Source organism: Pseudoduganella sp. R-34 (genome assembly GCF_049904655.1).
In the GTDB taxonomy this organism is placed as follows: domain Bacteria; phylum Pseudomonadota; class Gammaproteobacteria; order Burkholderiales; family Burkholderiaceae_D; genus Rugamonas.
Genome location: NZ_CP184572.1, coordinates 122,150 through 133,266 on the forward strand (window position 1 = coordinate 122,150; position 11,117 = coordinate 133,266).

General features: G+C 62.3%; 9 protein-coding genes and 2 tRNA genes. 3 read left to right on the plus strand and 8 right to left on the minus strand.

Translation table 11 applies throughout. The features are described 5' to 3' along the window. Positions 1-14 precede the first annotated feature (14 nt). From ACN9MW_RS00545 to ACN9MW_RS00555, 3 genes are all read left to right on the plus strand, one after another. The gene (locus ACN9MW_RS00545; protein WP_426166555.1) at positions 15-2,129 is read left to right on the plus strand and encodes a S9 family peptidase; all 2,115 of its coding nucleotides are present in this window, start codon (positions 15-17) and stop codon (positions 2,127-2,129) included. A 100-nt stretch (positions 2,130-2,229) separates the two neighbouring features. Further along, positions 2,230-2,305 (plus strand) — tRNA-Val (locus ACN9MW_RS00550). Positions 2,306-2,324: 19 nt separating this feature from the next. Next, positions 2,325-2,401, plus strand: a tRNA-Asp gene (locus ACN9MW_RS00555). A 247-nt stretch (positions 2,402-2,648) separates the two neighbouring features. Here ACN9MW_RS00555 and ahpF read toward each other — a convergent pair. From ahpF to ACN9MW_RS00595, 8 genes are all read right to left on the minus strand, one after another. Next, positions 2,649-4,229: an alkyl hydroperoxide reductase subunit F gene (ahpF, locus tag ACN9MW_RS00560; RefSeq protein WP_426166557.1), complete on the minus strand. Its 1,581-nt coding sequence runs from the start codon at positions 4,227-4,229 to the stop codon at positions 2,649-2,651. 100 nt (positions 4,230-4,329) lie between these two features. Continuing rightward, positions 4,330-4,893, minus strand: a complete 564-nt coding sequence (ahpC, locus tag ACN9MW_RS00565; RefSeq protein WP_057265746.1) for an alkyl hydroperoxide reductase subunit C — start codon at positions 4,891-4,893, stop codon at positions 4,330-4,332. Positions 4,894-5,057: 164 nt separating this feature from the next. Continuing rightward, positions 5,058-5,426, minus strand: a complete 369-nt coding sequence (locus ACN9MW_RS00570; protein WP_426166559.1) for a putative zinc-binding protein — start codon at positions 5,424-5,426, stop codon at positions 5,058-5,060. Continuing rightward, a complete protein-coding gene (gene ubiT, locus ACN9MW_RS00575) occupies positions 5,419-5,883 on the minus strand; it encodes a ubiquinone anaerobic biosynthesis accessory factor UbiT (protein ID WP_426166561.1) in 465 nt (154 codons plus the stop codon). Before ubiT ends, ACN9MW_RS00570 begins: the two co-directional genes overlap by 8 nt. After that, a complete protein-coding gene (locus tag ACN9MW_RS00580) occupies positions 5,880-6,767 on the minus strand; it encodes a U32 family peptidase (protein WP_426166563.1) in 888 nt (295 codons plus the stop codon). The genes ubiT and ACN9MW_RS00580 overlap by 4 nt, the downstream gene beginning before the upstream one ends. 2 nt (positions 6,768-6,769) lie before the next feature. Then, on the minus strand, positions 6,770-7,768 hold the full coding sequence (gene ubiU / locus ACN9MW_RS00585) for a ubiquinone anaerobic biosynthesis protein UbiU (protein ID WP_426166565.1): 999 nt from the start codon (positions 7,766-7,768) through the stop codon (positions 6,770-6,772). Next, positions 7,765-9,399 (minus strand): indolepyruvate/phenylpyruvate decarboxylase, encoded by a 1,635-nt coding sequence (gene ipdC, locus ACN9MW_RS00590; RefSeq protein ID WP_426166567.1) that lies wholly within the window; start codon positions 9,397-9,399, stop codon positions 7,765-7,767. Before ipdC ends, ubiU begins: the two co-directional genes overlap by 4 nt. 81 nt (positions 9,400-9,480) lie before the next feature. Then, positions 9,481-11,049, minus strand: coding sequence for an oleate hydratase (locus tag ACN9MW_RS00595; RefSeq protein WP_426166569.1), 1,569 nt, complete (start codon positions 11,047-11,049; stop codon positions 9,481-9,483). Between the last annotated feature and the right edge of the window lie 68 nt (positions 11,050-11,117).

Sequence of the window (11,117 nt, forward strand, 5' to 3'; positions counted from 1 at the left end):
TTGGAGCTGAAGAAGTGAGCAAACGACTGATCACCAGCCTGTTGCTGCCCCTGCTGGCTGCACAGGCTCTTGCTGCGGACCTGCCGCAGCCGCCTGTCGCCGAAAAAACGCAGTGGATGGAAACCCGCCATGGCGAGCAGGTCACCGACGATTACCGCTGGCTGCAGGACAAGACCAATCCGGCCGTCATCGAATACCTGAACGCGGAAAACAGCTACACCGCCGCCATGACCGAGAGTATCAAGCCGTTCGCCGACACGCTGTACAAGGAGTTCAAGGACCGCACCCAACCGGTCGACCTGTCGGTGCCGGCGCGCCGCGGCGGTTACTACTATTACACCCGCATTGAAGCGGGCAAGCAGTACCAGCTCAATTGCCGCCGCAAGGCTGCGGCAGACGGCAGCTACGACGCCGCCGCGCCGGAAGAAATCATGCTGGACCAGAATGCCATGGCCGAAGGCCTGAAATACTTCGCCCTCGGCATGGTGCTGCCCAGCCCGGACGGCAAGCTGCTGGCCTACACCACCGACAACAACGGCTTCCGTCAGTACGAGCTGCATGTGAAAGACCTTGGCACCGGCAAGGTGCTGTCGACCACCATGTCGCGCACGACCACGATCGCGTGGGCCGCCGACAACAAGACCCTGTTCGTGGTGCAGGAAGACCCGACCACCAAGCGTTCCGACCGCTTGTTCCGCCTTGCGCTGGACGGCCAGCCGGAGCAGGTATTCCACGAGCCGGTCGAGCAATTCGCCCTGCAGGTTTTTGCCGGTTCGGACAACAAGCATGTTTTCCTGCTGTCGGGTGCGACCGATACCACCGAAGTTTTCATGCTGCCGGCCGACCAGCCAAAGGGCAGTTTCAAGACTGTGCTGGGGCGCAGCAAGGGCCATCGCTATTACGTCATGGGCCATCGCGAAGGCAAGCTATACATCCGCACCAATAGGGCGGCCAAGAATTTCCGCCTGGTGGCTGCGCCCGTATCCGATCCGAAGAAGTGGACCGAGATCGTCCCGCACGACAAGGACACCCTGCTGCAAGGCGTCACCGTGTTCAAGGGCTTCCTGGCCGTGCAGGAAAAGTCGCGGGCGTTGGGCCACACCCGCATCTACGACTTCGCCAGCAAGAAGTGGCTGATTGTGAAGTTTGACGACGAAGTATATGTGTCGATGCCGTCCACCAACCTGGAATACGGCTTGACCAAGTACCGCATCAGCTACCAGTCGCCCTTGTCGCCGCCGACCATCATCGACGTCGACATGAAGACCGGCGAGCGCACCGTGCTGAAAAAGCAGGAGGTGGCGGGTGGTTTCGATTTCAGCCAATATGAGACCAGGCGCCTGTGGGCGACCGCGCGCGACGGCGTGAAGGTGCCCCTGTGGGTGGCCTACAAGAAGGGCGTGAAGCTGGATGGCTCGGCGCCGCTGGTGCTGTATTCCTATGGCTCCTACGGCGTTCCGCAGGAAGCGACGTTCTCGCTGACCCGCCTGAGCATGCTGGAGCGCGGCGTGATCTACGCGGCGGCGCATATCCGGGGCGGCAATGACATGGGTGAGAAATGGCATGACGACGGTATGCTGATGAAGAAGATGAACACCTTCACCGACTTCATCGACAGCGCGGAATACCTGGTCAAGGAGAAATGGACCTCGCGCGACCGCCTGGCGATCCAGGGCGGCAGCGCCGGCGGCCTGCTGATGGGGGCCGTGGTGAATATGCGTTCGGACCTGTTCAAGGCGGTGCACGCGGCGGTGCCGTTTGTGGACGTCATGAACACCATGATGGACGCCAGCCTGCCGCTGACCACCGGCGAGTACCTGGAGTGGGGCAATCCGAACGAGAAGGCGGCCTACGACTACATGCGCAGCTATTCCCCGTACGACAACATCTTGTTGAAAGATTATCCGGCCATGCTGGTTACCACCAGCCTGAATGACAGCCAGGTGATGTACTGGGAGCCGGCCAAGTACGTGGCCAAGCTGCGCCGCAACAAGACCGACAGCAACCCGCTGCTGTTGAAGGTGAACATGGGCGCCGGCCATGGCGGCTCGTCCGGGCGCTATAACGCGTTGGGCGAGAGGGCATTCGAGATGGCCTGGCTGCTGTCGCAAATCGGGGTTTCCAAATAATTTTGAGGTTTTTTGGAAAAAGGCTTGCGCGGCTTTCAAAATCCATCCTATAATGCGGCCTCTTCTGAACGTTGTGACAAACGTTCGACAGTGAAGGCAGGGGCGTTTAGCTCAGTTGGTAGAGCGGATCCCTTACAAGGATTAGGTCGGGAGTTCGACCCTCTCAACGCCCACCAGTCACGCTGATGAAGAATTGGAGCGGTAGTTCAGTTGGTTAGAATACCGGCCTGTCACGCCGGGGGTCGCGGGTTCGAGCCCCGTCCGCTCCGCCAATATTCAGAGAAAAGCCCCGTCAGCCAGAACGCGCTCTAGATCGCGCTCTGTGCAGACGGGGCTTTTTTCATTTCTGAAACCGGTAAACCTGTGTCTGACCCACAGGGTCAGACACAGTCAGATCATCTGACTCGGGTTAGGTTGTGCGATGTTGATCTTCGTCGAAAGTCAAAGGCCTAGAACCAACACCAACAGCTGTTGCGCAGAATGGGTCAGGCACTTGTGCCTGACCCGGATTTACCGGTTTTAGGCTGCAATCGCCGCCGGCTCATCATCCGCCGAAGAGCGGATCAAATAGTCGAAGGACCCCAGCGCCGCCTTTGCGCCTTCGCCCACCGCAATCACGATCTGCTTGTACGGCACAGTGGTCACGTCGCCCGCGGCGAACACGCCGGTCTCCGAAGTCTGCCCCTTGGCATCCACCTCGATCTCGCCATGCTTGGACAGCTCGATGGTGCCCTTCAGCCATTCGGTGTTAGGCACCAGGCCGATCTGGACGAACACGCCTTCCAGGTCGACACGATGCGACTGCCCGGTCTCGCGGTCGGTGTAGCTCAAACCGTTCACTTTCTTGCCATCGCCATGGATCTCGGAAGTCTGGGCCGACTTGATCACCTTCACATTGCGCAGGGTGGCCAGCTTGCGCTGCAACACCGCATCCGCGCGCAGTTCGGCGCCGAATTCGATCAGGGTCACATGCTCCACGATGCCGGCCAGGTCGATCGCCGCTTCCACGCCGGAATTGCCTCCACCGATCACCGCTACGCGCTTGCCCTTGAACAGCGGGCCATCGCAGTGCGGGCAGTAGGCCACGCCGTGGTTACGGTATTCCTTCTCGCCCGGCACGTTGATCTCGCGCCAGCGGGCGCCGGTCGAAATGATCACGGACCTGGCTTTCAGCACAGCGCCGCTCTCGGTATGGACTTCCTTGATCTTGCCCGGCACGATCTTCGATGCGCGCTGGGTGTTCATGATGTCCACGTCGTATTCCTTGACGTGCTGCTCCAGGGCGACCGCGAACTTCTGGCCGTCGGTTTCCTTCACCGAGATGAAGTTCTCGATCGACAGGGTATCCAGCACCTGGCCGCCGAAACGGTCGGCGATCACGCCGGTGCGGATGCCTTTGCGCGCCGTGTAGATGGCCGCAGCAGCGCCTGCAGGGCCGCCGCCGACGATCAGCACGTCGAACACGTCTTTCTTGCTCAGTTCAGCCGCAGCGCGGGCCGAGGCGCCGGTATCCAGCTTGGCGAGGATCTCCTCGACGTTGGTGCGGCCCTGGCCGAAGTGCTGGCCATTCAGGTACATCATCGGCACGGCCATCACCTGGCGTTCCTCGACTTCTTTCGGGAACACGCCGCCGTCCACCGCCACCACCTTGATGCGCGGGTTGATCACGGACATGGCGTTGAGCGCCTGCACCACTTCCGGGCAGTTATGGCAGCTCAGGGAGATGAAGGTTTCGAAGACGTAATCGCCGTCCAGGTTGCGGATCTGCTCGACGACTTTTTCGTCCAGCTTGATCGGGTGGCCGCCCACTTGCAGCAGCGCCAGCACCAGGGAGGTGAATTCGTGGCCCATCGGGATGCCGGCGAAACTCACGCCGATATCGGTGCCTTTGCGGTTGATGTCGAAGGAAGGCTTGCGGGCCTTGTCGTCAGTGCCTGCGACGACGGTGATCTTGCCGTGGCCGGCCGATACGATGTCCTGCAGCAGGGCCGACATTTCCTGCGATTTGGCGGAGGCGTCGGTGTGCGCCACGATTTCGATCGGGTGGACAACGCGCTCCAGGTAGGAGGAGAGTTGGGCTTTCAGGTCTGCGTCCAGCATGGCTATTCCTTTCTGATTAGTCGCTTGCGGTAGGTACCGCTTCAACGCCCCAAGGCGACCCCGTGGGGTCGCCTGTTCAAGCCATTAGCAGACTAGATGCTTAGATCTTGCCGACCAGGTCCAGCGATGGCTTCAGGGTTGCTGCGCCTTCGGTCCACTTGGCTGGGCACACTTCGCCTGGGTGGGAAGCCACGTACTGGGCTGCCTTCACTTTGCGCAGCAGTTCAGCAGCGTCGCGGCCGATGCCGTTGTCGTGCACTTCCATCACTTTGATGAAGCCTTCCGGATTGATCACGAAGGTGCCGCGCAGTGCCAGGCCTTCTTCTTCGATCATCACTTCGAAGTTGCGGGACAGGGTGCCGGTTGGGTCGCCGATCAGCGCGTACTGCACTTTCTTGATGGCGTCGGAAGTGTCGTGCCATGCCTTGTGGGCGAAGTGGGTGTCGGTCGAGATGCCGTACACGTCCACGCCCAGCTTGGCGAATTCTGCGTGGTGGTCTGCCAGGTCTTCCAGCTCGGTTGGGCACACGAAGGTGAAGTCGGCTGGGTAGAACACGAATACGGACCACTTGCCTTTCAGGGATTCTTCGCTCAGGTCAACGAATTTGCCGTTGTGGTATGCGGTGGCCTTGAATGGTTTTACTTGGGTGTTAATCAGGGACATTGTGGTTTCCTCGTGGGTTTGTGAATCAATGAGACGCCAGTTTAAGGCCTTCCCGGAGATTTGGAAATTTGATTGTTCAAATAGACTCAATAGTCTTTGCCTATTAGAACCGCGAAACGCGATCGTTATTATCGCCTTTTGGCGGGAAAACGGTTGTCGCCCCGTCAGGGTTGTGATTTCGACAGGAGGCGGGTAACGTGGCCGGACAGATAGCCGACATCGGCAGGATCGAAGTCGGCGTGCATTTTCTTGCGCACGCCTAGTTCGTTGAGGAGGAGGTGGTGGCCGGGAGTAACGCCCTGCTTCGCCAGGCATTCGCGGGCGCAGGCCAAGGGGCAGCCGTCGATGGCGATGATGGTGCGGCCGGACTGGGCCAGCTTGACCAGCGGGGCGACGCCGCCGCCAACCCCGGCGATACAGGACATCTCCGCGGTGCCGTCGCGGTCAAGCTTGAGTGCGACGGCGTTGGCCAGTTGGGCCGCGCTGCTGCAGCCGGAGCATGAATACACCAGCGGCAGCGTCCTGTCAGCCATGGCGGGCGCCGGGCGGCGTCGGGATTTTCGGCAGCAGCTTGCGCCAGTCGAAGGCGCTGGCGTCCAGGCCGTCCAGCGTGTTCTTGAACAGCAGGCCCAGTTCCGTGTCGCCTTCCAGGATCAGGCGGCGGCAGAAGAACAGCGTGTCCGGATCTTCCTGGCGGCGCGCCATCAGCACCAGATCGTGCGCGCAGGCGCCGATGGTGAGGTCGGGCTGCTCGCCATGGCGGGCCATTTCAAAGCCCTTGCCCTGCCAGCTGAAGTCGATCGCGAGGCCGGCGTCTTCCACCCGCAGGCGCAGGCGGCGGGCAAATAGGGCCTGGCGCACGTCTTCAGGCAATTGCGGCGCCAGGATTCGGTTCAGCCCTTGCACGAACAGCCAGGCGGGCGGCTGCGGCGGCAGGCGGCCCAGCAGGCGGCCGATGGCGGGCGGGATGCGGAACGGTGCTGTCGTCATGCCACGCGCTCCATGCCGGGTTGGCCGTACCAGAAACCATCGCAACTGCCACCGGGGGCCAGCGGCTCCAGCACGACGGCGGCATGCGGCGCCTGCCATTCGCCGCGGCGCACCTTGTCGAAGGCTGCCAACACTTCCAGTGTGTCACGCGACTGCGGCGAGATGCGCAGCACATTGATGCCCATGTCGGCCATCTCCGGCATGACGCGCACCAGGTTGCAGCACAATGCGGATTGGGTCTGTATGCCGTTCAGCACCAGGAAGGCTTTCTGCTCGCGTGTGTCCATGATCAGGCCGTCCGGGTAATCGATGCAGCTGAACTGGCAATCGTCCTTCGGCAGGTTGCGGTTGCGGGCGGTCATGCAGCGGGCGGAGAAGGCCAGCGGCATGCGGCCCCACGCGAAGACCTCACTCTCCATGCCGGCCGGTTGCGTCTTCAGCAGGGTGGCGATGGCGGTTCGGTCCATTTCCAGCGGCGCCACCCAGCGGCGCGCGCCCTGGCGAGCCAGCACGGCCAGCGTCGGCTCGCTGTAGATATTCAGGTGCGGGCCGGCGATAAAGCCAGCGCCTTCCAGGTTGCGCACGGCGCCGAAGTCGTTGGCCTCCACCAGGAAGTCGCGGTGTTCGCACAACTTGCGCATGGTGGTCAGTTCGGCGCCCGATTCGATCAGCGCCTGGGTGGACAACACCGCTTCCTTGCCCGCATCGCGCAGCAGGGCGGCGATATCAAGCCAGTCCGGCAGGCGCAGTTCATGGCGGCGCGAACATACGACTTCGCCGAGGTAGACGATATCGACCGGACTTTCGGCTACCTGCTGGTAGAACTCGAACATGGTCAGGCGCGGCCAGTAATACAGCACCGGGCCGAGGGCTAGTTTCAACATACTCATTTCCATTTGCGGTGATAGGCGCCCAGGGTGTGCTGCTGGCCTTCCGCCACGCGGTCCAGCGCGGCACTCCAGCTCGGGTGGATGGCGAAGCGCCGCTTGCCGTCGCCGCAGGCATCGATCGCCGAGCGCCAGGCTTGCGTCACTTGCGCCACGTAGGCGGGACTGCGCTGGCGGCCTTCGATCTTGATCGCCTTGACGCCCATCTGCACCAGTTGCGGCAGCAGCTCCATGGTATTCAGGCTGGCCGGTTCCTCGATCGCGTAATAGGTTTCGCCTTCCACTTCGAAGCGTCCCTTGCACAGCGTGGGGTAGCTGGCGTTTTCGTCCGGCTGGTAGCGGTCGATCAGGACGCCGTTCAGGCGCGATTCCAGGCCTTTCGGTGTCTGCTGCCAGCGTACTGCCTTGGCGGGCGAGCAAACGCCGGCCGTATTGGGCGATTCGCCGGTGGCGTAGGACGACAAGGCGCAGCGGCCTTCCACCATCACACACAGGCTGCCGAAACCGAAGACCTCGATCTCGGTTTTCACGTGGCGGATCAGGTGCTCGACCTGCTGCATCGACAGCACGCGCGGCAGCACGGCGCGCGAAATGCCGAACTGCTCGTGGTAGAAGTTGATCGCCTCGTAGTTGGTGGCGGAGCCTTGCACTGACAAGTGCAGGCGCAAGCCAGGATGCTTGTTGCGGGCGTATTCCATCAAGCCCGGGTCGGCCAGGATGATGGCGTCGATCCCGGCGCCGGCGGCGCGGTCGACTGCTTCGCGCCACAGCTGCCAGTTGGCCGCTTGCGGATAAGTGTTCAGCGCCAGCAGTACTTTGCGGCCACGCTGGTGCGCATAACGGATGCCTTCAGCAATCGCGGCTTCATCGAAATTCAAGCCGGCGAAATTGCGGGCATTGGTGGCGTCGCGGAAGCCGAGGTAGACGCTATCGGCGCCGTTATCGACAGCAGCTTTCAATGCCGGCAAGCTGCCGGCGGGACAAACGAGTTCGATCATGCTTTGTTTCCCTGCAGGCGGCGTACGCCGTTGACGAAGCGGGCCAGGGTGTCGGACTGGCCGCCGCGCGGCAGCATCACTTCCACCAGCTGGAAGCGTCCGCGCTGCTGCACGGCGCTTTCCAGTGCCGCCGCCAGTTCGGCGCGCGTGGTGACGCGGTAACCGTCGCCGCCCAAGGCTTGCGCCATGTCGGCAAAGCGCCAGTCGCTCAAGTCGCAGAAGCCGGATTGCGGCTGGAAGGCGCGCAGCATCTCCCAGCTGCAGTTGTTGAAGATAACCACGATCGGGTCCAGGCCGTAGCGCTGGCAGTTGCCCAGCTCCCAGCCGGTCATCTGGAAGGCGCCGTCGCCGACCAGCACCAGCGGGCGCTCACCACCGGCTGCCTGCAAGCCAAAGGCGGCCGGCACGCCGTAACCCATGGTGGCGTAGTAGCCGGGCGCCAGCAGGTCGGTGTTCTCGATATCCAGCGCGGTGAACAGGCAATCGCCGATGTCGGAGGCGATTGTCATGCGGCCGTGCTTGCGCATCATGTCGTTGATGGCGCTCGCCACGTCGCGCGGCACCAGCGGGTTGTCGTCCGCAGGCAGGTCGCATGGATAGGCGGTGCGCTCACCGCGCAGGGCAGCATCGGCGCGCAAGGGCTTGGCATGGGCCAGCAGGCCGTCCACCAGTGCTTCCAGCGGGATGTCGTGGTAGGTGTGATAGCCGAGGGTGACGTCGCCGTCCAGCGCCAGCATGCACTTGCGCAGGTCGATGCGTTCGCGCTGCACGCCGAAATTGGTGTCGGAGAGGATCACGCCCAGCATCAACAGGGCGTCCGAACCTTCCACGGCTTCGGTGACTTCCGGTGCGCCGGCGACGCCGAGGTAGGTGCCGAGCAGCGGTGCTTCCGGCTCGCTGGCCAGCAGTCCTCGGCCCATGAAGCAGGTCACGACCGGCACCTGCAGCTTGGCAGCCAGCTGCGCGACCTTGCTCTCCAGGCCGAAGCGGCGGATCTCGATGTCGACCATCAGCACGGGGCGCGCGGCGCGCTCCAGGCGGGCCAACACTTCTTCCACGCAGGCTGCCAGGGCATCCGCATCATGCACAGGCGCCGGCAGGGCGTGCACCCGCGCGCAAGGCGCATGCACCAGGTCGCGCGGCAGCTCGATGTAGACCGGACGCGAATGCGTGATCGCACTGCGCAGCACCCGGGCGATATCTTCCGGCGCGCGCTGGGGGTCGTCCAGCACGCACTGGTCGCAGGTGATCTCGCGGAAGATCGCCATTTGCGAGTCCAGGTGCTTGACCTGGTGGTGCAGCAGGAATCCATTGCGGCGTTCATTGGTGCCCGGCGCGCCGGAGATCACCACCATTGGCACCTTTTCTGCGTAAGCGCCCGCGACGGCGTTGACCATATTGAGTGCCCCCGCACCATAGGTCACCGCCGCCACGCTTATGCGCCCGTGGTAGCGTGCCGCCCCATCGGCTGCAAAACCCACGCCCGGCTCGTGGCTCAGCGTGTAGAGGGGCAGGACGCCAGATTTCTCAATTTGTTCGAAGAAGGCAAGGACGAAGTCTCCGGGGATGCCAAAGACTTCACGCGCGCCGTGATCAGCCAGCGCGTGCAAGAGTGAGTTTGCGAGATTCATAGCCGGCATCTTGCGCGGGCGCGACTGAAAAATCCTTGAGCCAGGTCAAGGATTCCCCAATCCGCCGCCCGCTTGTCGTTATCAGGCTGCCTTGACCAGCGCGGCCAGCATCACTTCCAGCGTCTTGTCGTGGCGCTTGATCGGCGGGATCTCGCGCTCGATACCAAGCAGCTGGTATACCGCCATTTGTGCTGCGCGCACCGAGTACTCGACCGTGAACACCACGTCGTCCGGTACTTCGACGAACTGGCTGACCAGGGCGAGATTGCGCGAGCCGATTGGCACCGGCAATGGCCGGTCGCTGTAATGGCGCGGCATGAACATGCTGGTGATGTAGGGCATGCGGCAAGGAATGCAATTGGCCTGGGCGAAGACTTCAGGTTCGAAGTTCAGGTGTCCCGCCAGTTCGCGCAAAATCTCTTCGCCGGTGCAGCCGGCCATCGGCTTGGCGACGAAATTGCCGACGCGGTCCGGATGCAAGGCGTAGCCCCAGAAGACTTTTATGTCGGCCGGTTGATCGGCGAAGTGCGGCTGGTGCGCCAGCACGACGGACATCAACCAGTTGGAATCCTTGAAGGTCACCAGGCCGCCAGTACCGGCGACGTTGCCGCTGAAGGCCTGCATCTGGTCGAAGAAGATGGAATCATGCAGCGTGACCGTGAACGATTCCCACCACGATTGCTGGATATTGCGGTTGAACGCAGCTGGATTGCCAAGCTCCGGCCTGCCTTCCGCCAGGCGCTCCCACAGCTTCCAGCCGCCACTCTGGTAGCGGTCAAGACGCGGCGGCGCAGAGTCCATGCTGCCGAAACTGGAGGCGTCCGTCATCGAGCCGTTCTGGAAGAACACCAGGTCGTCAGGGGTAACCGGTAGCAGTTCGCGCTGGCCGTCCCGTTCGAGCTCGATTGCATGCACCACCAATGCGTCCTTGCCGTCTTCCAGCTTGATGTCGGTGACGGTGCAACCGGTTTCAATACGCACGCCCTGCTGCGCCAGCCATGCCTGCAATGGACGGACCAGCGAGTCGTACTGGTTGTACACGGTGCGTTTGACCCCGGCCAGCGTTTCGATGCGTGAGAACTCCTTCATGAAGCGATGCAGGTAGCGCTTGAATTCCACCGCACTGTGCCAAGGCTGGAAGGCGAAGGTGGTGGCCCACATGTACCAGAACGGCGTTTCGAAAAATGCCGGCGACAGGTGATCGGTGATGGGGGAATTGCCCAACGCCGCTTCATCCGCTTCGTGCAGCTTGAGCAGCTCCATCCTGTCGCGCAGGCTGAAGCCCATCGATGTCACATCCACTTTATGGCGGTTGCGGTCAACCAGGCGCGCTTGCGAGTGCGACTGATGCAGTTCGTTGAATGCCAGCGTCTCATCGAGCACCGACTGTCCAGGGTGGACCAGCGACGGAATCGAGGCGAACAGGTCCCAGGTGCATTCGTAGTTATCGGTCGTCAGCATGCGGCCGCCGCGCAGGCGGTAACCATCCTTCGCGTTGCCCGCGCCATCCAGGCTGCCGCCTGCCACGCCCAGCGATTCGTAAATATGAATCTGGTCACCGCGCATTTTTCCATCGCGGAGCATGAAAGCCGCCGCCGCCAGGTTGCCGATGCCGGCGCCGGCCATATACACCTGTTTTTCTTTTCCCATTTCGTTACTCCTTGGTTGGTTCGGAAGTAACTATAGGTTTTCGTGATATGGCTTGGCTTTGACTTGAG